We start from the raw sequence: 25,502 nt of genomic DNA, 5'->3' as shown, positions 1-25,502 counted from the left end.
AAAAGGTTAACGACGGGTAAAGCGGTGCCGCAGAAATTAACGAGTCTTCTGTGCAACAGTGGGTTGCGCGTGCATTTGCCGCGCTATCACGCCGGTTCAGCCCGTGCCGGCGAGCTTCTTCTGACGCCGCCGCTGCACACTTGAGCCGATGCCCATCGCCTCGCGATACTTGGCGACGGTGCGCCGGGCGAGGTCGAAGCCCTTGTCCTTGAGCAGGTCGACCAGCGTGTCGTCGCTGAGGATCGCCTTGGGGTCCTCGGCCTCGATCAGCTGCCGAATCGCGGACTTGACCGCTTCCGCGCTGGCGCCCTCGCCGTCGGCCGAGGCAACGCCGCTGCTGAAGAAGTACTTCAGCTCGAACGTCCCGCGCGGGCACGAAAGGTACTTGTTGCTGGTCACCCGGCTGACCGTGCTTTCGTGGAGTTCGATTTCCTCGGCGACGGCGCGCAGGGTGAGCGGCCTGAGTTCGCTCACGCCCTTGCGGAAGAACCCGTCCTGGCGCTTCACGATCTCGGCCGCGACCTTCAGGATCGTCCGCGCGCGCTGGTCCAATGCCTTCATCAGCCAGTTGGCCTCGGCCAGTTGCTCCTTGAGCCAGCCGAGCGCCGCCTTGTCGCCGCCCGCGCCGCCGCGCAGTTCCACGTAGTAGGCGCGGTTGACGATCAGGCGGGGCAATGTCGCCTCGTTGAGGGCGATGTCCCACCCGCCGCCGGCGGGGGTCAGCAGGATGTCGGGCACCACCGCCGCCTCGCCGCGACCGCCGAATTGAAGGCCGGGCTTGGGATCGTAGCCGCGCAGCTCGGCGAGCATGTCTGCGAAGTCCTCGTCGTCCACTTCGCACATCCGCTTGAGGCGGGCGACATCGCCGCGAGCGACCAGTTCGAGGTTGTCGATGAGCCGCGCCATGCAGGGATCGTAGCGGTCGGCTTCCTTCGCCTGGAGCGCCAGGCATTCCGCGAGCGTGCGCGCGCCAACCCCGGTCGGGTCGAGCGACTGGACGATCCCGAGCGCGCGCTCGACCTCGGCGGCGGGGACCGCCAGCGCCGCGGCGACCTCTCCGATCGGGAGCGTAAGGTAGCCGGCTTCGTCGAGATGGTCGATGAGCGCCCGGGCGATGAATTCCTCGCGCGTGTCGCGCGCGACCGCGCCGACCTGCGCGTGAAGATGGTCCGCGAGCGACGGGCCACCTTCGGCGCCCCGCTCGTCGATCGATGGTCCCTGGTCGCCGCCCGCCGAAGACGGCGCCGCGCTCCAGTCGGCGTCGCCGGTATCGCGGTCCCGGTCGAGCGCGGCCGGATCGAGATCGAGGGCCGCCTCGCCGTCACCCGCGGCGTCGGCGCCGGCTTCCGACGGCATCGATTCGAGCGGCATCTCGGGCGCGTCGTCGCGCCGCACCTCGCCGGTTTCGAGCAGCGGGTTGGCTTCCAGTGCCTCGCCGATGAACGCCTCGAGTTCGAGGTTGGACAGCGCGAGCAGGCGGATCGCCTGCTGCAGCTGCGGCGTCATCACCAGCGATTGTGATTGGCGAAGATCGAGACGCGGACCAAGTGCCATTGTTCAGCTTTCCGGCACGCCCCCGGTCACAGCGTGAAGTTCTCGCCGAGATAGAGCCGCCGCACGTTCTCGTCGGCGACGAGGTCTTCGGGCGTGCCTGCGAACAGGACCTGACCGCCGTAGATGATGCAGGCGCGATCGACGATCTCGAGCGTTTCGCGCACGTTGTGGTCGGTGATCAGCACGCCGATCCCGCGGGTCTTGAGGTCCTTCACGAGGTCGCGGATATCGCTGATCGACAGCGGGTCGATGCCCGCGAACGGTTCGTCGAGCAGCATGATCGAGGGCTTGGCCGCCAGCGCGCGGGCGATTTCGCAGCGGCGCCGCTCGCCGCCCGAAAGCGCCATCGCCGGGCTCTCGCGCAAACGGGTCAGGCCGAACTCGTCGAGCAGGCGGTCGAGTTCGGCCTCGCGCGTTTCCTTGTCGGGCTCGACGAGTTCGAGAACGCAGGCGATGTTCTGCTCGACCGTCATGCCGCGAAAGATGCTCGTTTCCTGCGGAAGATATCCGAGGCCGAGGACCGCGCGGCGGTACATCGGCAGCTTGGTGACGTCCTCGCCGTCCATCAGGATCCGGCCCGAATCAGGGCGGACGAGGCCCATGATCGAATAGAAGCAGGTCGTCTTGCCCGCGCCGTTTGGCCCCAGCAGGCCGAGCACTTCGCCCTTGCCGACGGTCAGCGAGATGTCGGTCAGGACCGACCGCTTGTCATAGCTCTTGGCGATCGAGATCACCTCGAGCCCCCCGTTCGGAAGCGGCGCGTTGGCATCACCGGCGGAGGCCGTCTGGTGCGTCGTATCGGGGTCGAGCATACTCATCGCCACCAGCATGTAGCATTCCGCGCCCGCCTGAAAAGCCCCGTCTGCGCGCAATTGGCAGGGTTTGTGCATGGCACGCGCCGGGATGACGCGCGCGGGCGCGGCGAGGGCCATATCCGATGTCCCGCGGCGGGAATGGCCGCCCTCTTGCCGGGACCCGGGCAATCTGGAATACTCGTCCGCGGAGAGAGGACCTGGGGAGACACGGCTTATGGCCAAGGCGATCGATCGCACCCGCGAAACCCGCGCGCGCAAGCTCGACTGGCGCAAGCGGATGAGCGACAACATCGCCTACGCGCTCCTCGTCTATACCGGCCTTCAGATTTTCGTTACCGTCCATGCGCTCAAGTCGGGTTCCGCCTCGCTGCTTCCCTATCTCGCGCTCGTCGTTCTGGTGGCCGCGATCATCCCGGCCTGCCGGATGTTCGAGGCGCGCTGGATGAAGATCTCGGACGAGGCGGCGGCCGATCCTGCGCTCAGGTCTGCCTATCGCCGCGACCAGGCCTATCTCTGGGTGCTCGCGATCGGCCTGCCCTTTGCGCTAACCGGGCTTTTCAAGCTGATCGCCGCGACGGTCTGACGACCCGCTCGTCGCCCGCATGCTTGCCGCGCGGCGCGTCGCGGCCTAGCGGCATTTCCATGCATTCCGGAATCCTGCTCGATGCCGCCGAGGCGCTCGTCGCCGCTGCTCGCCGTCACGGCGCCGACGCGGCCGAAGCGATCGGGCGGGCCAGCCTCTCGCGCGGCGTGGCCGTGCGGCTGGGCGCACTCGAAGATATCGACGCCTCGGAAAACCGCGAAGTGGGCCTGCGCGCCTTCGTTGGCCGGCGGTCGGCGAGTGTTTCGGCCGCCGACCTGTCGCCAGCCGGACTCGAGGAACTCGCTGAGCGCGCCGTGGCGATGGCCCGGCTCGCCCCCGAAGATCCCTATGCCGGCCTTGCGCCGCCCGGCGCCCTCGCGCGGGGATCGGTTCCCGAACTGGAGATCGCGGACGACGCCGATCCTACTCCCGAGCAGCTGCGCGAGCGGGCGCTGGAGATCGAGGACGCCGCGCGCGCGGTGCCGGGCGTGACCAACAGCGAAGGCGGCTCGGCGAGCGCGAGCCGGGCCCATGCCGTGCTTGTCACGAGCGCCGGTTTCGCCGGTCACTATGGCGGCACGGCATACAGCCTGTCGGCCAGCGTGATCGCCGGCGAGGGCGCGGGCATGCAACGCGACCACGCGATGCGCAGCGCCCGCCATCTCGCGGACCTGCCGAACCCCGGCGAAGTCGGCCGGCTGGCGGGCGAGCGCGCGGTCGCCCGCCTTTCTCCGGCTGCAATACGCGGCGGGGCGATGCCTGTGGTGTTCGACCGCCGCGTGTCGGCTTCGCTCGTGGCCCACCTGCTCGGGGCGATGGGCGCGCCGTCGATCGCCCGCAAGTCCAGCTTCCTCGCCGGGCGCGCGGACGACGCCGTCTTCGCACCCGGAATCCGCATCGTCGAGGACCCGTTCAAGCCGCGCGGGATGCGTTCGCGGCCGTTTGACGGTGAAGGCGTGGCCTGCACGCCGCGCACTCTCGTCGAGGGCGGGCGGGTGACCGGCTGGCTCACCAATGTCGCCTCGGCGGCGCAACTCGGACTGGCGCTGACGGGCCACGCGTCGCGCGGCGGAAGCGGCGCACCGGGCGTGGGCGCGGCGAACGTCGACCTGCTCGGCGCGGATGAGACGCTCGAAGAGATGATCGCCGACATCGCCGACGGGATCCTCGTCGATTACCTGATCGGCCAGGGGGTCAACCCGGTAACCGGCGACTACAGCCGCGGCGCGGCGGGCCGGCGGATCGTGAACGGGCGGATCGGTGAGCCGGTTGCCGGCTTCACCATCGCGGGCAACCTGCTGGCGATGTTTTCCGGGATGCGCGCCGCGAACGACCGGGAAACCTGGCGGGCGATAAATGCGCCGAGTCTGCGCATCGAGGGGATGACGGTGGCGGGCGGATGAGGGCTGCCTTCGCGCCCCTGCTGATGTTTCTGCTCGCCTGTATCGCAGGTCCCGTCACCGGAGCGATTCCTGCGCTCGACACGTCTCCGACCGCGGCCCAGAGCGCGACCGCCGCCCCGACGATCGAGGCGACCGCCGATGCCGCAGCGGACGACCGGATCGCCCGGCGACTGGCGGGCATCTTCGGCGAATTGCCCGCATTCTCGAAAGTCGACGTCGCGGTGCGCGAGGGGGTCGTGACGCTGACCGGGACGGTGCCCGAGGACGCCGACATCGCCCGTGCGGAATCGATCGCAGCGCGCATATCCGGGGTCGCGACGATCGAGAACCGGCTCGCCCGCGACGTCTCGCTGGGCAGCGGCGCGGCGGTCGGCGGGCTGGCTGAGAAGATCGCCGGGTTCACCCGAATGCTGCCGCTGATCGGACTCGCGTTCGCGATCTGGCTCGGGATTTCGCTGGTGGGCTACCTTATCGCCGGGGTCGGCACGCTGTGGCACCGTATCGCGCCCAACTCGTTCCTCGCCGAACTCATCGCCAGCGCGATCCGCTTCGTCTTCGTCGTCGGCGGACTGGTGGTGGCGCTCGACATCATCGGGGCGACCGCGCTGCTCGGCGCGGTGCTCGGCGGGGCAGGGCTCGTCGGCATCGCGCTCGGCTTCGCGATGCGCGACACGATTGAGAACTACGTCGCATCGCTCATGCTGTCGCTGCGCCAGCCGTTCCGGCCCAACGACCACGTCGTGATCGACGGGTCGGAGGGTCGGGTCATCCGCCTCACCAGCCGCGCGACCGTGCTGATGACGCTGGACGGGAACCACTTGCGCATCCCCAACGCGAACGTTTTCAAGGCGACGATCCTCAACTACACGCGCAACCCCAAGCGGCGGTTCGATTTCGACCTGGGGATCGACGCCGACGACGATCCCGACGCCGCGCGCGGGCTGGGTCGCGAGACGCTGGCGGGCCTGCCCTTTGTGCTCGCCGATCCCCCGCCCGAGGCGCGAACCGAACAGGTCGGCGATTCGAACATCGTCCTGAAATTCCTCGGCTGGATCGATCAGACCGAGGCTGACTGGTACAAGGCGCGCAGCCGCGCGATCGCGGCGGTCAAGGCCGCGCTCGAGCAAGGTGGATTTGCCTTGCCCGAGCCGATCTATCGTCTTCGGTTCGATTCGCGGACCGACCCGCTGCCCTTTGCAGAGATCGCCTCCGCGGACGCAGCTCGAAAGCCGGTCGCAAGGAAGCCTGCGACGCCGCCCGCCGCCAGCGCCGAGGAGGACGTCACCCCCACCGCCGAAGTCGCGGAGATGGTCGAGGACGAGCGGCGTTCGGCTGGCGGCGGACAGGAAAAGGACCTGCTCGATCCGAGCAAGCCGGTCGAGTAGGCGCCTTCAGTCCTTCGCGGTTCTTGCCCGTTCGATCGCTTCCTCGACGATGCGGCGCGCCTCGGTAGCGTCGCCCCAGGCGCCGACGCGCACCCACTTCTCGGCCTCGAGGTCCTTGTAGTGGGTGAAGAAGTGCTCGATCTGCTGGAAGATGATCGACGGCAGGTCCTGCCGCTCGGCGACATCGGAATAATACGGAAAGGTCGTGTCGATCGGCACGCAGATCAGCTTCTCGTCGCCGCCGTGCTCGTCCTCGAGGTTGAGCACGCCGATCGGGCGCGCGCGCACGACGCAGCCGGCGATGAACGGGCTGCGGGCGATGACCAGCGCGTCGAGCGGGTCGCCGTCCGGCGACAGCGTATGCGGCACGAAGCCGTAATTCGCCGGGTAGCGCATCGGCGTGTGTAGGATGCGGTCGACGAACAGCGCGCCGCTGTCCTTGTCGAACTCATACTTCACCGGCTCTCCGCCGGTCGGCACCTCGATGATGACGTTCAGGCTCTCGGGCGGGTTGTCGCCCACGGGAATCTTGTCGATCTGCATGATGCGCGGCCCTTACGCGGGCTCATTTTGCATCGCAACACGTATCCGCCCGCTAGCGCGGGGCGCGGGGCGCGAGCAGGCGATCGAGAGGCTGCTCGCCGGTGCCGGTGGCGACAAGCCAAGGCCACCGCAGGCCGCCGTGATAGTCGATCGGCACTGTCGCATAGGTCGTGCCGCGCTTCACCAGCAGCGCGATCGGTTCCTTGGTGCCGGTCGCCGCGGCGATCGCCGCCTTGAGCGTATCGGGAGAGTAGGCCTCGCCGTTTACCGCGACGATCTTGGCCCCCTTGACGATGCCCGCGTCGAATGCCGGGCCGTCCCACAACGCCGAGGTGACGTCGCCGTCCTTGTCGATCGCCATGCCCAGCGAATAGGTCAGGTCGAGCGACTTCGAGTTGTCCATCCGCCCGCGGTCGAACGGGTTGGGCGTATCGCGCCAGACGAGCCGGTAGCCGGCCAACTCGATGCCCTTGAGCGGCGCCGGCTGGCCCGGCGTCAGCAGCCGGGTGGCGAGGAAATCGGCCCAGTCGTAGGGGTAAACCTCGTTGAGAGACGCCACGATGTCGTCGAACGTATAGGTCAGCTGCCCCCAGTCCCCGTCGTGCGACCCCTCCGGCGTGCCGAAGAACGCCCTGGCGAAATCGTCGAGACCCCTGGCCCCGCCGGTTCCCTGGCGGATGATCTGGTCCGCCTCGAGCCAGGTCAGCGCGCCCTCGGTGTAGTAATCCTCGCTGCGCTCGAGCGACGGATAGGGATGGGGCTTGCGCGCCGCCATGATCGGATCGTTTGTGGTGTCGCCCACGTCGCGCCAGGCGCGGCCCGGCTGGCCTTCCGCGTAGTACGCGGCGGACCGTGCGATCGTGCCGAGGATGGTATCCTTGTTCTGGAGACCCGAACGGGCGGCCAGCACCCAGCCCCAGAACTGGGTCTGTCCTTCATAGAGCCACAGCAGCGACCCCTGCATGGGCGTGCGGTAGTCGGGCGTCCACAAGTCGGCGGGCCGGCGGAACTTGCCGTTCCAGCTGTGCACCAGTTCGTGCGCGACGACGTTGTGGTCCCAGTCCATCGCGTCCCAGTTGGTGAACGAGGTCGGTTCGTACTGGTTTTCCGACGAGCGATGGTGCTCGAGCCCGATCCCCCCCATCCGCTCGGTCAGCGCGAGAAGGAAGTCGTAGTGATCGAAATGGCGGGCGCCGAACAATGCGTCCGCCTCGGTGACGAGGTTCCTGAACTGTTGCAGGTTCTGCGGCGCCAGCGCGAGCTGGGCGGGCTTGTCGGCCACCACGTTGAGCCGGACGTCCTGGCCGATGTCCCAGCTCTTCGCGTGCGCGCCGGCAAAGATCGGCGAATCGACGAGTGTCTCGTAGTCGGTCGTCGCCCAGGTCACCGTGTCGCCGGCGACCGTCTTGCCGTCGAGCGCGGTATAGGCGGTCCAGCCCGCGGGGAACCTGACCGTGGGCTTCACCGCGATGCGCCGGGTGTAGTGGCCGGCGGGGTAGAGGCTCATCTTCTCCCACTGGAGGTTGAGCATTTCCTGCGTCATCGTGATGCGCCCCTCGCTCGAGGCCAGCGGCGAAGTGTGGACGAACCGGGCGACGAGATTCCGCGTGCCGCGCGGCACCGACACCTTGAAGGCATAGACGTCGAGCGGGTCGCGCTTCCAGGCGACCGGCTTGCCATCGGCGAGGAAGCGGATGTCGCTGAGGAGCGCGATCGGCCCGCGCGGCGCATGGTTGCCGGGCAGCCACTCGGGATAGAGCAGGGTCACCGTTTCGGTTTCTGGCGCGAGCGGGATCGTCTGGGTGACGCGGTAGAGGCCCCGGCGCGTGTCGCTTGCGTCGATGCTCAATTCGATCGTTCCGCCGGGCCATGCCGTGTCGGCCGGCGCGGGGGTCTGGTCCTGCAATTCGACCGCCAGCGGAGCCGATTTCTCGGCTTGGGCAAGGCCGGGGGCGGAGAGTAGGAGGAGGGCGAGCGGCGCAACCGCGAAGGCAGATTTCATGCGGCGCCATTGGGCGAACGGCCTGCCCGATGCAAGCCACGGCTCGACGAGCGGCTTTCAAGGGCCGGACGAACGCGCTAACGGCCCCGGCCATGAGCAATCCAGCCGGCAAGACCCCGCAAGCGATCCGCGGCACGCAGGACATATTCGGCGCGGACGCCGAAGCCTTCGCCTTCGTCGTCGAGACCTTCGAGCGCGTGCGAAAGCTGTACCGCTTCCGCCGGGTGGAAATGCCCGTGTTCGAACGGACCGAGGTGTTCGCCCGCTCGATCGGCGAGACGACCGACATCGTCTCGAAGGAAATGTATTCGTTCGAGGATCGCGGCGGCGAGAGCCTTACCCTCCGCCCGGAGTTCACCGCCGGAATCGCCCGCGCGTTCATCACCGACGGCTGGCAGCAGCACGCGCCACTGAAGGTCGCGACCCACGGGCCCCTGTTCCGCTACGAGCGGCCGCAGAAGGGCCGCTACCGCCAGTTCCACCAACTCGACGCCGAGATCATCGGCGCGGGCGAGCCGCAGGCCGACGTCGAACTGCTCGCGATGGCCGACCAGCTGCTCAAGGAACTCGGCATCGCGGACGGGGTGACGCTGCACCTCAACACGCTGGGCGACGGCAACAGCCGCGAAGCATGGCGGGCCGCGCTGGTCGAGCACTTCCGCGCCGTAAAGGGCGAACTCAGCGATGATTCGCAGGAGCGGCTCGAGAAGAACCCGCTGCGCATCCTCGACAGCAAGGACCCGCGCGACAAGGCGTTCGTGGCCGATGCGCCGAAGATCGACGATTACCTGTCGGGCGAAGCACAGGACTTCTTCGACAGCGTCACCGCCGGCCTCGACGCCGCCGGCGTGGCGTGGGAGCGCGACCCGGCGCTGGTGCGCGGCCTCGACTACTACCGCCACACCGCGTTCGAATTCGTCACCGACCGCCTCGGCGCGCAGGGCACGGTGCTCGGCGGCGGTCGCTATGACGGACTGATGGAAAGCCTCGGCGGTGCGCCGACCCCGGCGGTCGGCTGGGCTGCGGGGATCGAGCGGCTGGCGATGCTAGTGGGGGAGCGCGGCGAAGCCTTCGCGGATGTCGCGGTCGTCGTCGAGAGCGACGAGATGCTGGCATCGGCGATCGCTGCTCTCGGCAAGCTTCGTGCCGCGGGCCTTTCGGCCGAACTCCACGCGTCCGGCAGTCCTCGCAAGCGTTTCGACAAGGCGGTCAGGGCCGGCGCTGGCGCGATCCTGGCGTTCGACGCGCGGGACGGAATCGGAAGCCACCGCATCAAGGCCGACGATCCCGCGCGTGAGCGGATCGAGGCGCTGATTTCGTGACCATCCCCGCCGAACGGCTCGACCGGATCGCACACCGCTTCGCCGAGCTCGAGGCGCGGCTCGCTTCGGGCACGCTCGAGGGCGAGGCGTTTGTCGCCGCGAGCCGCGACTATGCCGAGCTCGAGCCGATCGTGCGGCTGGCCGAGAAGGTTCGCACGATGCGGGCCGAGCTGTCCGAGCTCGAAACGCTCGACGATGCCGACCCCGACATGAAGGCGCTCGCCGAGGAAGAAATCATGCGGCTGCGCAACGCGCTGCCCGAGGCCGAGCGCCAGCTCGCGATCGCGATGCTCCCGCGCGACAGCGCCGATGCGAGGCCCGCGATGCTCGAGATCCGCGCCGGCACCGGTGGCGACGAGGCGGCGCTGTTCGCCGCCGACCTCTACCGGATGTACGAACGCTTCGCTGCAGAGCAGGGCTGGCGGGTCGAACCGGTCAGCATGAACGCCAGCGACATCGGCGGTTTCAAGGAAATCGTCGCCAATGTCGCCGGTTCGGGCGTGTTCGCGAAATTGAAGTTCGAAAGCGGCGTCCACCGCGTCCAGCGCGTGCCGGTGACCGAGAGCGGCGGGCGCATCCATACTTCGGCCGCGACCGTCGCGGTCCTGCCCGAGCCCGATGAGGTTGACGTGCAGATCGAGGACAGGGACCTCAAGATCGACGTCTATCGCGCCAGCGGGGCGGGCGGGCAGCACGTCAACACCACCGACAGCGCGGTGCGCATCACCCACCTGCCGACCAACACCATCGTCACCTGCCAGGACGCGCGCAGCCAGCACAAGAACAAGGAAAAGGCGATGCAGGTCCTTCGCGCCCGTCTCTACGAGGCGCAGCGCGATCAGGCGCAGGGCGCCGAGGCCGAGGCGAGAAAGGCGATGGTCGGCTCGGGCGACCGGTCCGAACGCATCCGCACCTACAATTTCCCGCAAGGCCGGGTGACCGACCATCGCATCGGCCTGACGCTGCACAAGCTCGACGAAGTGCTCGCCGGTCCCGGCCTCGGCGAACTGGTCGACGCGCTGATCGCCGAGGACGAGGCCAAGCGGCTCGCCGCGCTGGGCGAATAGACGGGCCGCTACGGATGAGTGTTCGGCTGGCGATCAACGAGGCGGCGGAGGTTCTCTCCGCGACCTCGGACACGCCCCGGCTCGATGCCGAACTGCTGATGGCGGCACTGCTCGGCGCCACCCGCAGCGAGATGTTGCTGCGGCGAATGAGCGACGAGGTGCCGCCGGGCTGGGGCCACCTCGTCCGGCGCAGGATGCAGCACGAGCCCGTCGCCTACATCCTTGGCGAGGCGGAGTTTCGCGGGCTGCCGCTGGAAGTGTCGCCGGCGGTGCTCATCCCGCGCGGCGACAGCGAGACGATCGTCGAGGCCGCAATCGAGGCCTTCACCGGGCGCGAGCCCCCGCGGACCGTCCTCGATCTCGGCACGGGATCGGGGGCGCTGCTGCTCGCGCTTATCGATCATTGGGTCGGTGCGCGCGGCATCGGGATCGACGCCAGCGCGCCAGCCTGCGCGGTGGCATCCCGCAACGCCGAGCGGCTGGGCCTCGGCGCGCGGTGCCGGATCGTGCAGGCCGACTGGACCCTGCCCGGCTGGCGGGACCGGCTTGGCCTGTTCGACCTCGTCGTCGCCAATCCCCCCTATGTCGAGGCGGAGGCCGCGCTCGACCCCGACGTGCGCGATCACGAGCCTGCGAGCGCCCTGTTCGCGGGATCCGACGGGCTCGACGAATACCGCGTACTGGTCCCTCAACTGCCTGCGCTCCTTGAGTCAGCCGGGGTCGCCGTGCTCGAAATCGGCCATGCGCAGGACGATGCGGTCGGCCGGATCGCCGCCGCCGCCGGGTTCGCCTGCACGCTGCGCCACGACCTGGCAGGACGTCCGCGCGCGGTTATCCTCCGCCGAAACTGACTTTGGGCTTGGCAAACCGGCTCGCGATGTCTAACTCGGGATCAGACCCACCGGTCATGGCATGCGCCTCACCGGCGGGGTCTAGCTCCGACATTTGCTAGGCCGTCCGGGTGCAAAGCCCGCTGGACAGGGCAAATGGGGCACCGCGAATCCATGCTGGATCGCGGCGATAGGGGTCACGCGGCCGCACCCGGAACCGGGACAGTTCGGGCAGCCACTCAGAAGGAAGCGTTTTTCCTTGAATAACAATCGCAACAATCGTCGCCGCGGGCGCGGCAACCGCCAGCAGGGCGGCGGCAACCAGAATCGCATCGACAGCCGGGCGCGGGGCAACGCGCCGCAGCTGCTCGACAAGTACAAGAAGCTCGCGCAGGACGCCGCCCATAACGGTGACCGGGTGCAGGCCGAGTACTATCTGCAGTTCGCCGATCACTATTTCCGCGTCATCGCCGACAACAAGGCGCGCCAGGACGAGGCGCGCGGCGGCGGCAATCGCCGCGACAACGCGGATGACGACGACGGCGACGACGACGATTTCGACACCGCGCGGCACGGCGAAGGGCGCCAGGGCGGCCGGAACGACCGACAGAACGATCGCCAGCGCGGCCGCAACCGCCGCGACGATCAGGACGACGTCCGTTCGCGCAACGACAACGCCGATGGCGCCGACGATGACGGCGACGATGGCCTCGAAGCCGGGAGCAATCCTTTCACGCGCGGCAACCGCGGGCGCAATCGCTCGCAAGCCGAAACGGAGCGGGATGCCGGCAACGAGGGGCGGCGTCCCCGCGGGCGGCGCGCCGCGAACCGCGAGGAGAGCGTTGCGGATGATGCCGGCGAGATCGATGCGGCAGCCTTGCCGCCATCGATTTCGGGCAGTGATGAGCCGACCGGGGCGGAAGAGAAGCCCAAGCGCAAGCTCCCGCCGCGCCGCCGCCGTCCCGCCGCCGATGAAGCGGGCGAGGATGGCGAGGGCCTGAAGGCGGTAGGCTGATCGCGTAGCGACGGACGCACGCCGTGGGCCACCGCGTGCCGCGCCTGCCGGCAGTGCTTGCCTCCCATCCGCGCCTTTCCGCGCTCGGGTGCGGCTTGCTGGCGGCGACCGGCTTTCCGCCGCTCGGCTGGTGGCCGCTCGCGCTGGTCGGGATCGCCGGGCTGGTCGGGCTCACCGCGCGGTCGTCGGGATGGAAGCAGGCGTCCCAGCTCGGCTGGCTGTTCGGCGCGGCGCATTTCACCTTCGCCAACAACTGGATCGCGGCGGCGTTCACGCACCAGTCCGAGATGCCGGCCTTCCTCGGCTGGATCGCGGTGCCGCTGCTCGCGCTTTACCTTGCCATCTATCCCGCGATCGCTGCCGGCCTCGCGCGCCTGATCGGCGGCCCGCGGCTACTGCCGCTCGCGCTCGCGTTCGGCGGCGCCTGGGCGGTGTCGGAGTGGCTGCGCAGCTGGGTGTTTACCGGCTATGCCTGGGATCCGCTTGGCCTGATGCTGCTCGGCCCATTCGACCGGCCCGGACTCGCGGCGCTCCTGCCGTGGCTGGGCACCTATGCCCTATCGGGCCTTGCGGCGCTGGTCGCGGGCGGGCTCGCGGCGATGGTCGCGGCGTGCGCGTGGGCACGCGTGGCGGCGGTGTTCGTCCTGCTCGCGATCGGCATGTACCTGCCCGGACCGGCGCCGCGCGAGGGAACCCTCGCGTTCACCCTCATCCAGCCCGGTTTCCGGCAGGCCGAGATCGACGACCCCGCCGAATACGAAAACCAGTTTCAGACGCTGGCCCGGCTGACCGCGCCGCGGCAAGATCAGGGCCGTCGGCTCGTCCTATGGCCCGAATCCGGCCTGCCCGACTACCTGCGGCCCGGCTATCCCAAGCGATACTACCTTGCGACCACCGCGGGGGCCGACCCCGATTTCGCCCGCGAGCGCATCGCCGAGGTCATCGGAAAGGGGAGCGTGCTGCTGACCGGCGCGGTCGACCTCGAGGTGAAGGGCGGCAAGGCGGTCGGCGCCTACAACGCGGTCACCGCGCTCGATGCGAACGGCGGCTTCGCAGGCAGCTACTACAAGGCGCACCTCGTCCCCTACGGCGAATACCTCGCGCTGCGCTGGCTGCTCGAACCGCTGGGCGCGACCCGGCTGGTGGCCGGGAGCATCGATTTCATTCCCGGCCCCGGCCCGCGTTCGCTCGATCTCGGCGCATGGGGCCGGGCCGGCGTGCAGATCTGCTATGAGATCGTCTTCTCGGGACAGGTGGTCGACCGCAATGACCGCCCCGACTTCCTGTTCAACCCTTCGAACGACGGCTGGTTCGGGCCGTTCGGTCCGCCGCAGCACTTTGCCCAGGCACGGATGCGGGCGATCGAGGAGGGGCTGCCGGTCCTGCGCGCGACGGTCAACGGGATCAGCGGCGTGATCGACGCGCACGGCGTGGTCCGCGCGCACCTGCCGACGAGCTTTACCGGTGGCCGGATCGACGGCCGCGTACCGCCACCGCTCGCCCCGACATGGTTCGCGCGCGCAGGTAACCTCCTGCCGCTCGGATGGGCCGTTCTGCTGATCGCGCTATCCTTGCTTGTCAGGCGGCGGAGGGGCCGCTAGGCCCGCGTTCGCATCCAGACATAAAGCTTTCCTTATATGGGGTCCTGACACACCATGCGTTCCGACTTCCTGTTCACGTCCGAATCGGTTTCCGAGGGTCACCCCGACAAGGTTTCGGATCAGATTTCCGACGCCATCGTCGATCTCATGCTGTCGAAGGACGCGCAGTCGCGGGTTGCCTGTGAAACGATGACGACGACGCAGAAGGTCGTTCTCGCGGGCGAGATTCGCTGCAAGCCGATGTACGACGAGGATCGGCCCGAGTGGAAAGACAACGGTTACTGGGCGCCCGGAGCCAAGGAAGAGATCGAGCAAGCCGCGCGACAGGTCGTTCGTGAGATCGGTTACGAGCAGAAAGGGTTTCACTGGGACACGCTCGAGTTCGAAAACAACCTGCACGGTCAGTCGGCCCACATCGCGCAGGGCGTCGACGCGGGCGAGAGCAAGGACGAGGGCGCGGGCGACCAAGGCATCATGTTCGGCTTTGCCTGCGACGAGACGCCCGACCTGATGCCGGCGACGCTCGACTACAGCCACAAGATCCTCCAGCGCATGGCGCGCGATCGCAAGAGCGGGCTGGCCGACTTCCTCGAGCCTGACGCCAAGAGCCAGGTCACGCTGCGGTTTGCCGGCGGCAAGCCGGTCGCGGCGACCGCGATCGTCGTTTCGACCCAGCACAAGCGCGGCTATTGCATCAAGGGCGAACACGCGGATCCCAAGCTCTACGCCGAACTCGACAACTATGTGCGCGGCGTGATCGCCGACGTGCTACCGCGCGAGCTGCTGACCAACGAGACCATCTACCATATCAACCCGACCGGCTCGTTCGAGATCGGCGGGCCAGACGGCGACGCCGGCCTGACCGGCCGCAAGATCATCGTCGACACCTACGGCGGCGCGGCACCCCACGGGGGCGGCGCATTCAGCGGAAAGGACCCGACGAAGGTCGACCGGTCGGGCGCCTATGTCACGCGCTACCTCGCCAAGAACGTGGTCGCCGCGGGTCTCGCCAGCCGCTGCACGATCCAGGTCGCCTATGCGATCGGCGTGTCGCAGCCGCTGTCGCTCTATGTCGATACGCACGGCACGGGCACCGTCGCGGACGAGAAGCTCGAGGAGGCGATCACCAGGGTCGCGGCCGACCGGCTCGGCGGGCTGACCCCGCGCGGCATTCGCGAAGGGCTCGGACTTAACAAGCCGATCTACCGCAAGACCGCCGCCTATGGCCATTTCGGGCGCCAGCCTTCGGGTGATGATTTCCCGTGGGAAAAGACCGATCTGGTCGATGCGCTGAAGGCCGCGCTCGCCTAGCTAGAGCCTGCCCTCGCGCACCATCGCGAGATCCGCCGCGACCGTGCGCGCGGCGATGAAGTAGTGTGCGGCTGCCCATAGCGACATCAGCGCCGCCCCGGCCATCGCGTGGCCGAGCGCGAGGTGCGAAGGGAGGCCGGCGCCGGCGAGCCGGTCGCTCAGCGTGCCGACGATGACCGGTCCCATCCCGCCGATCAGCCCGCCGAAGATGTTGGTGAGCGCGTTGGCGGTCGCGCGCATCCGCGGGTGCATCATGTTCTGCAGCGTGCCGACTGTCACGCCGAGAAAGCTGAACTGAAGTACCGCCGCCAGCATCGTGAAGACGACGAACGGCGCAAGGTCGCCGCGGGTGAAGGCGATCAGGTAGAGCGGCGCGGCAAGCAGCAGGCTTATCGCCGGGACGAGGGCATAGGAGGACGGGAAGCGCGGGGCGAGCCGGTCGGCGATCACGCCGCCGGCAATCGTCGAGATCGCGGCCGGAATGCTCGATATCAGCGCCGTGGTCAGCCCCGCATCGCCCACCGACAGTCCGAAACGCCGGGTCATCAGTGCCGAGAGGAACGCGATGAGCCCGAAACCGATCATCGCCCCGATCGCCGATCCGATGACCAGGTGACGCGCGCTCGGCAATTCGAGGAAGCGCCGCACGACGGCTCCGATCGGGGGCACCGCATCATCGGCTGCCGCATCGTGCCCGCCGCGCGCCGGCTCCTTCAGAAACAGCCAGATCACCCCGGCGATGACGATCCCGGGGAGGCCGGTAACAATGAAGGCCCACCGCCAGCCCCAGATCTGCGCAACGTAGCCGCCCCCTGCGAGACCCACGAAAGCGCCCAGCGGGGCTGCCAGCAACAGCACCGACATCGCCGTCGCGCGGCGGTTCGGCGGGAAGTAGTCGGCGACGAGCGACTGGTTCGCGGGCAGGCCGACCGCCTCGCCGATGCCGACTGCGATGCGTGCGGCGAGAAGCTGGTACCAGCTCTGGACGAAGCCGCAGCCGGTCGCCGCGATCGACCACAGGAGGGTTCCCACCGTGGTGAAGGTCAGCCGCCGGCGGCTCTCGGCAAAGCGCGCGACGACCACGCCGAGCACGATGTTGAGAGCCGAGTAGGCGAAGCCGAGCAACCCGATCTGCTGGTCCGACAGGCCGAATTCGGCCTTCAGCGGCTCGACCAGCGCATTGACGACGATGCGGTCGACGAAGCCGATCAGCCCGACGAGGGTGATGAGAAAGAGCGCGAATCGCGGAGCAGACCGACGCCACCGCCTCATCGTTCAGCCGAGCGATCCCGCGAGCCGCATGGCGGCCTCGACGAATTCCTCGCGGAAGGCCTGGACCACCGCCCGGGCGGGTCGAACATCTTCGACGAGGCCGACGCCCTGGCCGACGAAATAGCTCACCAGGTCGCGCGCCTGCGCGTTACCGGCTTCGGCAGCGCGCTCGATCCGCGCGAAGGCGGGTTCGGAAATCATGCCCATGAGCGGCATGGGCAGCGTGCCGGGGCCAGTCTCGCCGTCCCAGGCCTCGTGCCACGCGGTCCTGAGCTGCCGCGCGGGCTTGCCGGTGCGGCTGCGCGAACGGACGGTGTCGCGGCTGCGCGCGGCGACCATCTTCTGGCGGAATGCCTCGCTCGCCTCGCTTTCCGGGGTCGCAAGCCAGACGCTGCCGGTCCACGCGCCCTGCGCCCCGGCGGCCATCATTGCCGCCATCTGCCCGCCGGTCATGATGCCGCCGGCTGCCAGCACAGGGGTATCGTAGCCCGCCTTGCCGAGTGCGCGCACGACTTCGGGGATGAGCACCAGCGTCGATACCTCGCCGCAGTGACCGCCGGCCTCGCCGCCCTGGGCAACGATGATGTCCACGCCCGCCTCGGCCTGCCGGAGCGCGTGTTCCTTCGCCCCGACAAGGGCCGCGACGGCGACTCCGCGGCGCTTCCCTTCGGCGATCATCTCCGGCGGGGCTATGCCGAGCGCGTTGGCGATCAGGCGGATCGGGTGCCGAAACGCCACCTCCATCAGCGCCATCCCGTTTTCCGGCGTGATCCCCATTCGCTCGCGCAAGGGCGCGACGGTGCGATTGGCGTCGATGCCGTACTGCGCAAGCAGGTCTGCCGCGAACTCGGCATACCGGGGATCGATCGCTGCAGCGCGCGCGGCGTTGTCGGCCATTGCCGCAACGCGCGGGTCGATCGTCTCGGGGACGATCACGTCGACCCCGTACGGGGCACCTTCGACGTGCGCGTCGATCCAGGCGAGTTCCTCCTCGAGCTGGTCGGGGCTGAAGCGGGTGGCGCCCAGAACCCCGAACCCGCCGGCCTTGCTCACCGCGGCGACCACGTCGCGGCAATGGCTGAAGGCGAATAGGGGAAATTCGGCGCCGGTCAGGCGGCAGACGGGGTTGTCCAATGCGGCTCCTCTCGTGCGCGCCGTTCAGGAGCGGTAGTCTGCGACGATTCTCCCCGCCGCCGCAAGCTCTTCCTCGTGCCCGGCTTCCCGCCATTCCTCCGCCAGCGCGGCCGCTTCCCACGCGCGCATCGCCGGATGGTCGATCACGCGCGTCACCCACGCCTGGCCCTGGCCCACGTCGAGCCCGTAGGTCCGTACCCGAAAGGCCACCGGCGCATAGAACGCATCGAGCACGGTGAACGCCTCGCCCCCGAGCCAGGGGCCGCCGAACCGCTCAAGCGCCAATTCGAACAGTTCGCGGACGCGCGCGAGGTCGCGCGCAAGTGCCGGTCCCGGCTGGGGCGGTTCCACCCGCACGCCGACGTTCATCGTGCACTCCGCGCGCAAGGAAAAAAATCCTCCATGCATTTCGGCAACGGCACATTGGGCGAAGGCGCGCGCCGCGTCGTCGGCGGGCCAGACTCCTTCATGGCGTTCGGCGAGATAGAGCACGATGCCGAGCGAATCCCATACCGTCCGGTCCCCGTCGAGGAGGACGGGGACCTGGCCCGTCGGCGAGAACGCGCGAAACGTGTCGTAGTTGGTCGGCTGCGTGAAGGGCTCGATCCGGTCCTCGAACGCGATGCCGAGCGCGCGCATCAGCAGCCAGGGCCGCAGCGACCAGCTCGAATAGTTCCGGTTGGCGGTAATCAGGGTGTACGCCACCTGGGAAGCCTACAGCACCATCAGGTCGCGGCCCAACACGATTTCACCTGCGAAGTCCGGGCGGACCGCGGCCAGCCATTCCGCGTCGGGAACCCCCGGGAGCCCGCCGGGAACGAAGTGGCTCAGCACCAGCGTCCTTACCCTCGCGCGCGATGCGAGCTTGCCGACTTCGGTCGAGGACGTGTGGCTGGCAAGCAGGTGCTCGCGCAACCGGGCAGCGTTCGGCTCGCTCGCGATGACGGGTTCGATCGCGGGCAGGTGCATGACCTCGTGGACGAGGATGTCGGCACCCCGGGCCAGTTCGACGAGGGCATCACTCGGCCGCGTATCGCCCGAGAACACCACCGATCGGTCGGGGCAATCGAAGCGGTATGCGAAGCTCGGCACCATGGGAGGATGTTCGACCAGTGCAGCCGTGACCCGGACCCGGTCGTCGGCATAGACAAGGCCGGGCTGGCGATGTTCATGGACGCGCAGCAGCGTGGCCGGGTCGACGCGGCCTTCGTCCTTTCGCCGCACGGCGATATCGGCCCGGTTCGCGCGAAGCGTATCGCGAAGCATCGCTGCGAGCGGAGGCGGCCCGTGGAACTCGATCGGGTGGGAAAGCGTCGCCGCCCACGCCAGCAGGAGCAGCGCGCCCGCGTCGATGTTGTGGTCGCTGTGGTGGTGCGTGATCATCACCGCGGCAAGGCTGTCGAACGGAATCCCGGCGAGCGCCATTTGCCGCGCCACCCCGTTGCCTGCATCGACCAGGTAGGCACGGCCGCCGACGACGACAGCATTGGCGCTTGCGGCGCGATTGGCCTTGGGGGTCGGACCGCCGCCGGTTCCCAGCAGGACGATTTTCGAGCCGGCGAAGCCCGCCTCGCCGGCACGTGCGGCGATCGGGGCCGCCGCGATGCCGGCTATGACACTGCGCCTGGCCCAGTTCCCCGCGATGTTCCGATCCTCCTAGAGCGCAACCTCGTACGCGGCCGTCGTCTTTTCAGCCACCTCTTCGGCCGTCACGCCGGGGGCCAATTCGACCAGCCGGAAGGGGCTGTCGTGATCGGGCCGCTGGAAGACGCACAGGTCGGTCACGATCATGTCGATCACGTTCCTGCCGGTCAGCGGCAGGGTGCACTCGGGGATGAACTTGGGGCTGCCGTCCTTGGCGGTGTGTTCCATCACCACGATGATCTTCTTGACCCCCGCGACGAGGTCCATCGCCCCGCCCATGCCCTTGATCATCTTGCCCGGGATCATCCAGTTGGCGATGTCGCCGCCCTCGGACACCTCCATCGCGCCGAGCACGGTCAGGTCGATGTGTCCGCCGCGGATCATCGCGAAACTGGCCGCGCTGTCGAAGTATGCGCTGTGCGGCAGTTCGCTGATCGTCTGCTTGCCCGCATTGATGAGGTCGGGGTCAACCTCGTCGTCGTAGGGGAAGGGGCCGATTCCCAGCATCCCGTTCTCGCTCTGCAGCGTGACGTGCATCCCGTCCGGGATATGGTTCGCCACCAGCGTCGGAATGCCGATGCCGAGATTGACGTAGTAGCCGTCCTTCAGTTCTCGGGCGGCACGGGCGGCCATGTCGTCGCGGGTCCAGGGCATCAGTGTTCCATCCTCAATTGGTTGCGAGCGGCGGGGGTGCGATGAACCACCCGGCTCCGATCAGTCGTTCGAGCGGCAATGCCAGCGCGGGATTGCGCAGATAGGCGAACAGCTCGTCGAAATCCGTCTTCTGGTCGCCAGCGATGGCCACGACGCAGTGGCTCTTGGCGAAATCGTCCCGCCGGGTCTGCTTGCGCTCCTCGGGAAACCGCAGGAGGACGAGTTCGTCGCGCCCCTGCGGATCAAGTCCCGAGGCCTTGAGCGCGCGGCGGACCATGCCGGCCTGGTCGGCGGTGCGGCTGGAGACCCACCCGATGATCACTTCGGCCTCGCGCAATGCAGCGAGGCGACCGGCGAGGGCCGGATCGGCGGGGATTGCCGCGTTCAGGTCGACAGCCGTTTCGCCAGGGTCGAGGTCGATCAGGACGCTCGCCGGCTGGACCGAGCATATGCGCGTCTCGGGCTTCATCGCCGACGGGTCGGCCAGCATCGCCGAGCGGCGTTCGGACCCGATGACCGGAATGCTCGCCTGGCGCCGGGCATAGGCGGCAAAGGCGTCCCAGCCCCGTCCATCCACCGTCCCGCCGGTCGCGGGTCTCACGCCCGAAGGGGGCGGAAGCTGCGTGAGCGTCGTCAGGCGATAGGCTGGCGTATCGACTGCGGCAGGGCCGGCGGGGGGCGCCGGGTCCGGTTCGCCCGGAATCGCGACCCGCGCCGCTGCCACCTGGCTCGCGGGTGCGACCGGTCGATCGACTGCAGGGCCGCGCACCGAACCCTCGGCGCGCGACTTGGCTACGCCGCCCGCCGCCAGCACCGGGAGCGCCGCGGCGGCGATGCAGCCCGACAGCATCGGCGCGGCGCCCAGCGCGACCAGCAGCGCGCACGCCGCCCGGCTTCGGCCCGTGCGGGCCCGGGGTGTCACGCCGCCTCGCGCTCGCGGACGGTGCGGAACTCGATCTTCTTGTCGTACGGCGCGCCGACGATCATCCGCTGGACGTAGACGCCCGGCAGGTGGATGCAGTCCGGGTCGAGGCTGCCGACGGGCACGACCTCCTCGACCTCGACGACGCAGACCTTGCCGCAGGTCGCCGCCGGCAGATTGAAGTTGCGCGCCGTCTTGCGGAACACGAGGTTGCCGGTCTCGTCGGCCTTCCACGCCTTGACGATCGCGAGGTCGGCGAAGATGCCGCGCTCGAGAATGTACTCCTCGCCGTCGAAGACCTTGGTCTCCTTGCCCTCGGCGACCTTCGTGCCCACGCCGGTCTTGGTGTAGAACCCCGGGATGCCGGCACCGCCCGCGCGCATCCGTTCGGCGAGCGTGCCCTGCGGGCAGAACTCGACCTCGAGCTCGCCGGCCAGGTACTGCCGTTCGAACTCCTTGTTCTCGCCGACGTAGGACGAGATCATCTTCCTGACCTGCTTGGTGCGCAGGAGCTTGCCGATGCCCTCGTTGTCGATTCCTGCGTTGTTGCTGGCAAAGGTGAGGCCGCTAACCCCGCTGTCGCGGATCGCGTCGAGCAGCCGCTCGGGAATGCCGCACAGGCCGAAGCCCCCGCTGGCAATCAGCATGTCGTTCCTGAGAATGCCGTCGAGCGCGGCGGCGGCGTCCGGATAGAGCTTGTTCATCGCGGGGGGCTTAGCCCGCGAATCCGGGCCTGTCACGGGGCTGCGGCGGCCTCTCAAGGGCATGACGTGTTGAGGAAAACGCAACGGGCCATGTTCTTTTCGCACTTGCACAATGCGCCGCAGTGCAACATATCCCGTCCTGCCTTTCAGGCATCCTCTCCCAAGACTTCCAAGGCCCGGCGGGTTCGTCCCTCCGGGCCTTTTTTTGTTCCCCGTCCAGGCACCCGTCGCGGCACCGAATCGCTGCCCGTTCATTGGCAAAGTGCGGCCCGCTTCCTAGCTGAAGGGCCGACGATGCGTTTTTGACGAGGAAGGGGCCCAGACATGGCCGATGCGGACGCCGGGACGGCGACGGACGAACGAACCATCCGGTTGCAGGTCGCGGCGGCACGGCAGGAGGAGAGCGGGCAGGGCATCGCGCGGATGCCCCGCAGCGCGTTCCAGGCGCTCGGCATCACCGAGGGTGACGTCGTCGAGATCACCGGCAAGCGCACCACGGCGGCGATTGCCGCCCCGGCCTACGACGAGGACCAGGCGCTCGAGGTCATCCGGCTCGACGGGCTCCAGCGCGGCAACGCCGAGGTCGGCAGCGGCGAGCACGTCGTGATCAAGGCAGCCGAATCGCGTCCCGCGACCCGCGTGGTGTTCGCGCCCGCGCAGCGCGAAATGCGGCTGCAGGGGCCGACCCAGGCCTTGCAGCGCAATTTCTTCCGCAAGCCGCTGGTCGCGGGCGACATCGTCGCCACGACCGGGCAGCAGCCGGTCAACAACATGCCGCCCGAAGTGCGCCGGATGTTCAACCAGCCGGCCTACGCCCTGACCCAGATCCGCCTCTCGGTCGTCTCGACAGCGCCCAAGGGCATCGTCCACATCGACGAGAACACCGAGGTCGAGCTGCGCAGCGAGTTCGAGGAGCCGCGCGACGGGCGCGCGGTGGTCAATTACGACGACGTCGGCGGGATCGGCGACACGATCCAGCAGCTGCGCGAGATGGTCGAACTGCCGCTGCGCTATCCCGAACTGTTCACCCGCCTCGGCGTCGATCCGCCTAAAGGCGTGCTGCTCCATGGCCCGCCGGGGACCGGCAAGACCCGTCTTGCGCAGGCGGTCGCCAACGAGAGCGACGCGCACTTCATCACAATTAACGGCCCGGAAATCATGGGTTCGGGCTATGGCGAGAGCGAGAAGCGCCTGCGCGAGGTGTTCGAGGAGGCGGCGAAGAATTCGCCCGCGATCATCTTCATCGACGAGATCGATTCGATCGCGCCCAAGCGCAGCCAGACCCCCGGCGAAGCCGAAAAGCGCCTCGTCGCGCAGCTGCTGACGCTGATGGACGGGCTGGAAGCGCGTTCGAACATCGTCGTCATCGCGGCGACCAACCGGCCGGACGCGATCGACGAGGCCTTGCGGCGCCCGGGCCGGTTCGACCGCGAGATCGTCATCGGCGTGCCCGACGAGAAGGGGCGCCGCGAGATCCTGAGCATTCACACCCGCGGGATGCCGCTGGGCGACAAGGTCGACCTCGGCGAACTGGCGAAGACCACGCACGGTTTCGTCGGCGCCGACATCGCCGCGCTGGCCCGCGAGGCGGCGATCGAGGCGGTGCGTCGGATCATGCCCAAGCTCGACCTCGATGCGCGCGAGGTCCCACCCGAGGTGCTCGAGGAACTGTACGTCGGCCGCGAGGACTTCCTCGAGGCGCTCAAGCGTGTCCAGCCCAGCGCGATGCGCGAGGTCATGGTGCAGGTGCCCGACGTGGGCTGGTCGGACATCGGCGGGATCACCGAGGCGATCGACAAGCTCAAGGAAGGGGTCGAGCTGCCGCTCAAGAACCCCGACGCCTTTCGCCGCCTGGGCATTCGGCCGGCCAAGGGTTTCCTGCTCTACGGACCGCCGGGCACCGGCAAGACCCTGCTCGCAAAGGCCGTCGCGAAGGAGGCGGAGGCGAACTTCATCTCGATGAAGAGCTCGGACCTTTTGTCGAAGTGGTACGGCGAGAGCGAGCAACAGATCGCGCGGTTGTTCCAGCGAGCACGGTCGGTCGCGCCCTGCGTGCTGTTCATCGACGAGATCGACAGCCTGGTGCCGGCGCGCGGGTCGGCCCAGGGCGAGCCGCAGGTGACCGGCCGGGTGGTCAACACGATTCTCGCCGAAATGGACGGGCTCGAGGAGCTGCAGTCGGTCGTCGTGATCGGGGCGACCAACCGCCCGACGCTGGTCGACCCGGCGCTGCTCAGGCCGGGCCGCTTCGACGAACTGGTCTACGTGGGCACTCCCGACAAGGCTGGCCGCGAGATGATCCTGGGCATCCACACGCGCAACATGCCGCTGGGGCAGGATGTCGATCTGGGCAAGGTCGCCGCCGACACCGAGCGGTTCACCGGGGCCGATCTCGAGGACGTCGTCCGCCGCGCCGGCCTGAACGCGTTGCGCCGCGTGGGCAGCGAGGTATCCGAAGTCTCGGCGAAGGACTTTACCGAGGCGCTGGCGGATTCGCGCGCCACGGTCACGCCCAAGATGGAAGAGGAATACAAGAAGATGCGCGGCGAGCTCAAGAAGCGGGCCGCGGAAACCGGGACCAGCATCGGCTTCATCAGCGAAGGAATGCTCGAGCCGACGCGGGAGCACAAGCACGCCCCCGCGGTGGTCGACCGCAGCGACGACTAGGCGGGCGCCCCCTCGGCGGCGACCGCGGCGTGGAGCAGCGCGTCCGGCTGCTCGCGCCGCAGCCAGTCGAGCATGTGCTCGCGCACCGCGCAGCGCAGGTCGAACAGGCCGCCGATGGTGGCCGAACTCATCGCGAGGCGCAGCTCGACCGAGCCTGCGCGGGCCTCGGTCATCACCAGCGTCGCGGTGCGCTGGTCCCATTCGGGCTGGGTGGCCACGAAGCGCAGGAATTCCGCGCGGATCGGTTCGACCTCGGCTTCGGGCGCGAGCTGCAGGTAGACCGGGCCGGTCAGCATCTCGTTGACGCGCGACCAGTTCTCGAAGCTGTTGTCGAGGAACCGGCTGGTCGGCACGATCGCAGCGCGCTCGTCCCACATCCGAACGACGACGAAACTCATCCGGATCTCCTCGACCCGGCCGGTGTGGCCGTCGATCGAGACGAGGTCACCGAGCCGCAGCGGCTCGGTCAGCGCCATCTGCAGCCCCGCGATCAGCGACTTGAGCGCCGGCTGGGCGGCGGCGCCGACCGCGAGTGCGGCGAGGCCGGCTGAGGCCAGCAGCGTCGCGCCCACCTGCTTCACGCCGGGCAGCTGGAACAGCATCAGCCCGACCGTCACGAATACGATGGCGAAAGTCGCCGTGCGCGACAGGATCGCGATCCGCGTCCGCCGGCTGCGCGCGGCGGCAAGATCGGTCGAAATCTCGGCCTTGTGGTCAAGTGCGGCGGCGAAGGCCTTGACCAGCGAATAGGCGATCCAGCCGACGAGCGCGGGGACGACGAATGGCGCGATCACGGTCCAGCCGCGGGCGACCGTCTCATCCACCTGGGCGGCCAGCGCCAGAGCGATCGCGACTGCTGCCCAGCGCGACGGCGTACGCAGCACTGCGAGGATCATCTCGTCGGTGTCGGTTTCGGTCCGCGCGGCGAGGCGGCGCGAGACGGCGAACACCAGGCGGTGGAGCACCAGCGCAAGCAGTACGGCACCGATGCCGTAAGTTGCTGCGTGCGCGAGCGCCGTCCAGTCGATCGTATAGCGGGCAGGGTCGAGTTCACGGAACATCGGCTTTGCGCCC

22 protein-coding genes are annotated in these 25,502 nt (G+C 68.7%); 10 read left to right on the top strand and 12 right to left on the bottom strand.

Going from position 1 to position 25,502, the window contains the following annotated elements; translation table 11 throughout:
* Positions 1 to 96: 96 nt before the first annotated feature.
* Together rpoN and lptB are read right to left on the bottom strand one after the other, a co-directional pair.
* On the bottom strand, positions 97 to 1,554 hold the full coding sequence (rpoN, locus tag N0B51_RS01335) for an RNA polymerase factor sigma-54 (RefSeq protein ID WP_259960390.1): 1,458 nt from the start codon (positions 1,552 to 1,554) through the stop codon (positions 97 to 99).
* A 26-nt stretch (positions 1,555 to 1,580) separates the two neighbouring features.
* Positions 1,581 to 2,366 carry an LPS export ABC transporter ATP-binding protein gene (lptB, locus tag N0B51_RS01330; protein WP_375545919.1) on the bottom strand — a complete coding sequence of 262 codons (786 nt, stop codon included), beginning with the start codon at positions 2,364 to 2,366 and terminating at the stop codon, positions 1,581 to 1,583.
* Between the two features lie 217 nt (positions 2,367 to 2,583).
* On the opposite strand from lptB, the gene N0B51_RS01325 reads away from it, so the two are divergent.
* The 3 genes from N0B51_RS01325 to N0B51_RS01315 are packed head-to-tail and all read left to right on the top strand — an operon-like array spanning position 2,584 to position 5,740.
* Positions 2,584 to 2,952 (top strand): hypothetical protein, encoded by a 369-nt coding sequence (locus N0B51_RS01325; RefSeq protein WP_259960388.1) that lies wholly within the window; start codon positions 2,584 to 2,586, stop codon positions 2,950 to 2,952.
* A 59-nt stretch (positions 2,953 to 3,011) separates the two neighbouring features.
* The gene (locus N0B51_RS01320; protein WP_259960387.1) at positions 3,012 to 4,355 is read left to right on the top strand and encodes a TldD/PmbA family protein; all 1,344 of its coding nucleotides are present in this window, start codon (positions 3,012 to 3,014) and stop codon (positions 4,353 to 4,355) included.
* Positions 4,352 to 5,740 carry a mechanosensitive ion channel family protein gene (locus N0B51_RS01315; protein ID WP_259960386.1) on the top strand — a complete coding sequence of 463 codons (1,389 nt, stop codon included), beginning with the start codon at positions 4,352 to 4,354 and terminating at the stop codon, positions 5,738 to 5,740. The genes N0B51_RS01320 and N0B51_RS01315 overlap by 4 nt, the downstream gene beginning before the upstream one ends.
* Positions 5,741 to 5,746: 6 nt before the next feature.
* Here N0B51_RS01315 and ppa read toward each other — a convergent pair whose 3' ends face one another.
* On the bottom strand, positions 5,747 to 6,283 hold the full coding sequence (gene ppa, locus N0B51_RS01310) for an inorganic diphosphatase (RefSeq protein WP_259960385.1): 537 nt from the start codon (positions 6,281 to 6,283) through the stop codon (positions 5,747 to 5,749).
* 52 nt (positions 6,284 to 6,335) lie between these two features.
* A complete protein-coding gene (locus N0B51_RS01305; RefSeq protein WP_259960384.1) occupies positions 6,336 to 8,285 on the bottom strand; it encodes a M61 family metallopeptidase in 1,950 nt (649 codons plus the stop codon).
* Positions 8,286 to 8,377: 92 nt separating this feature from the next.
* Between N0B51_RS01305 and hisS the strand changes: the two genes are divergently transcribed.
* From hisS to metK, 6 genes are all read left to right on the top strand, one after another.
* Complete coding sequence (gene hisS / locus N0B51_RS01300; RefSeq protein WP_259960383.1) at positions 8,378 to 9,607, top strand: histidine--tRNA ligase; 1,230 nt, start codon at positions 8,378 to 8,380, stop codon at positions 9,605 to 9,607.
* Positions 9,604 to 10,674, top strand: a complete 1,071-nt coding sequence (prfA, locus tag N0B51_RS01295; RefSeq protein WP_259960382.1) for a peptide chain release factor 1 — start codon at positions 9,604 to 9,606, stop codon at positions 10,672 to 10,674. The genes hisS and prfA overlap by 4 nt, the downstream gene beginning before the upstream one ends.
* A gap of 14 nt (positions 10,675 to 10,688) precedes the next feature.
* Positions 10,689 to 11,525, top strand: coding sequence for a peptide chain release factor N(5)-glutamine methyltransferase (gene prmC / locus N0B51_RS01290; protein WP_259960381.1), 837 nt, complete (start codon positions 10,689 to 10,691; stop codon positions 11,523 to 11,525).
* A gap of 238 nt (positions 11,526 to 11,763) precedes the next feature.
* Entirely contained in the window at positions 11,764 to 12,519 is a 756-nt protein-coding gene (locus N0B51_RS01285) for a DUF4167 domain-containing protein (protein WP_259960380.1), read from the top strand.
* 35 nt (positions 12,520 to 12,554) lie between these two features.
* Positions 12,555 to 14,120 carry an apolipoprotein N-acyltransferase gene (gene lnt, locus N0B51_RS01280; RefSeq protein WP_259960379.1) on the top strand — a complete coding sequence of 522 codons (1,566 nt, stop codon included), beginning with the start codon at positions 12,555 to 12,557 and terminating at the stop codon, positions 14,118 to 14,120.
* Positions 14,121 to 14,174: 54 nt separating this feature from the next.
* Positions 14,175 to 15,431: a methionine adenosyltransferase gene (metK, locus tag N0B51_RS01275; RefSeq protein WP_259960378.1), complete on the top strand. Its 1,257-nt coding sequence runs from the start codon at positions 14,175 to 14,177 to the stop codon at positions 15,429 to 15,431.
* Here the strand turns inward: metK and N0B51_RS01270 are convergent, their stop codons facing one another.
* The 7 genes from N0B51_RS01270 to N0B51_RS01240 all read right to left on the bottom strand — a co-directional run bounded on the left by N0B51_RS01270 (position 15,432) and on the right by N0B51_RS01240 (position 21,761).
* Positions 15,432 to 16,703: a spinster family MFS transporter gene (locus N0B51_RS01270; protein ID WP_259960377.1), complete on the bottom strand. Its 1,272-nt coding sequence runs from the start codon at positions 16,701 to 16,703 to the stop codon at positions 15,432 to 15,434.
* A gap of 3 nt (positions 16,704 to 16,706) precedes the next feature.
* Positions 16,707 to 17,837, bottom strand: a complete 1,131-nt coding sequence (locus N0B51_RS01265) for an NAD(P)H-dependent flavin oxidoreductase (RefSeq protein ID WP_259960376.1) — start codon at positions 17,835 to 17,837, stop codon at positions 16,707 to 16,709.
* Positions 17,838 to 17,861: 24 nt separating this feature from the next.
* A complete protein-coding gene (locus N0B51_RS01260; protein WP_259960375.1) occupies positions 17,862 to 18,542 on the bottom strand; it encodes a glutathione S-transferase N-terminal domain-containing protein in 681 nt (226 codons plus the stop codon).
* Between the two features lie 9 nt (positions 18,543 to 18,551).
* A complete protein-coding gene (locus tag N0B51_RS01255; RefSeq protein ID WP_259960785.1) occupies positions 18,552 to 19,376 on the bottom strand; it encodes an MBL fold metallo-hydrolase in 825 nt (274 codons plus the stop codon).
* Positions 19,377 to 19,493: 117 nt separating this feature from the next.
* Positions 19,494 to 20,135, bottom strand: coding sequence for a CoA transferase subunit B (locus tag N0B51_RS01250; protein ID WP_259960374.1), 642 nt, complete (start codon positions 20,133 to 20,135; stop codon positions 19,494 to 19,496).
* A gap of 13 nt (positions 20,136 to 20,148) precedes the next feature.
* Positions 20,149 to 21,057, bottom strand: coding sequence for an HAD family hydrolase (locus tag N0B51_RS01245; RefSeq protein WP_259960373.1), 909 nt, complete (start codon positions 21,055 to 21,057; stop codon positions 20,149 to 20,151).
* Positions 21,054 to 21,761 (bottom strand): CoA transferase subunit A, encoded by a 708-nt coding sequence (locus N0B51_RS01240; protein WP_259960372.1) that lies wholly within the window; start codon positions 21,759 to 21,761, stop codon positions 21,054 to 21,056. Before N0B51_RS01240 ends, N0B51_RS01245 begins: the two co-directional genes overlap by 4 nt.
* Before the next feature lie 324 nt (positions 21,762 to 22,085).
* Here N0B51_RS01240 and N0B51_RS01235 point away from each other — a divergent pair, with 324 nt between their 5' ends.
* On the top strand, positions 22,086 to 24,428 hold the full coding sequence (locus tag N0B51_RS01235) for a CDC48 family AAA ATPase (protein WP_259960371.1): 2,343 nt from the start codon (positions 22,086 to 22,088) through the stop codon (positions 24,426 to 24,428).
* On the opposite strand, the gene N0B51_RS01230 is transcribed toward N0B51_RS01235, so the two are convergent.
* A complete protein-coding gene (locus N0B51_RS01230; protein WP_259960369.1) occupies positions 24,425 to 25,489 on the bottom strand; it encodes a mechanosensitive ion channel family protein in 1,065 nt (354 codons plus the stop codon). The genes N0B51_RS01235 and N0B51_RS01230 overlap by 4 nt on opposite strands.
* Between the last annotated feature and the right edge of the window lie 13 nt (positions 25,490 to 25,502).

This window comes from Tsuneonella litorea, from assembly GCF_025154015.1.
GTDB classification, from domain to species: domain Bacteria; phylum Pseudomonadota; class Alphaproteobacteria; order Sphingomonadales; family Sphingomonadaceae; genus Tsuneonella; species Tsuneonella litorea.
The sequence above is the reverse complement of the archived record's forward strand: the minus strand, read 5'-3'. Positions and strand labels throughout refer to the sequence as shown.